Source organism: Mediterraneibacter sp. 210702-DFI.5.30, assembly GCF_020560115.1.
Taxonomy (GTDB): domain Bacteria; phylum Bacillota; class Clostridia; order Lachnospirales; family Lachnospiraceae; genus Mediterraneibacter; species Mediterraneibacter faecis.
Map to the genome: position 1 here is coordinate 1 of NZ_JAJCME010000045.1, position 343 is coordinate 343.

The 343-nt window shown below is 51.9% G+C and carries 1 protein-coding gene; it reads right to left on the bottom strand.

The features are described 5' to 3' along the window. The coding region (locus LI126_RS14620) for a glucuronate isomerase (protein ID WP_227165656.1) at nucleotides 1-343 on the bottom strand (343 nt) is incomplete at both ends.

The following is a 343-nucleotide window of genomic DNA, read 5'->3' on the forward strand; positions in this document are numbered from 1 at the left end:
GCATAGTACGCGCCGGAAGTATTCATGACGCGGATAGGAAAGGAAACTGCGCGAATAAGTCAACATCCCGACAAAGTGCGGCAGCAGACTTTGTTGGGCAAAGATCCGCAATTGACGATCCATGCCTTCTGCCGTGTCATTGAACCACCAACCAGCACCCAGCTGCAGCCGTTCAACGCCACCATCGCCTTGGAAGCATCCCATCAGCGTTGCCAATTGCATCCAGTCGTTAACGTTGAGCGAGTAGAAGATCGTCTTTGGCACGTCATTGCTGTCTTGAGCTTTGCTATAAAGCTTAGCGATGTTGGCAACAATATCAGGCTGCGTGCCGACCGCATCATAG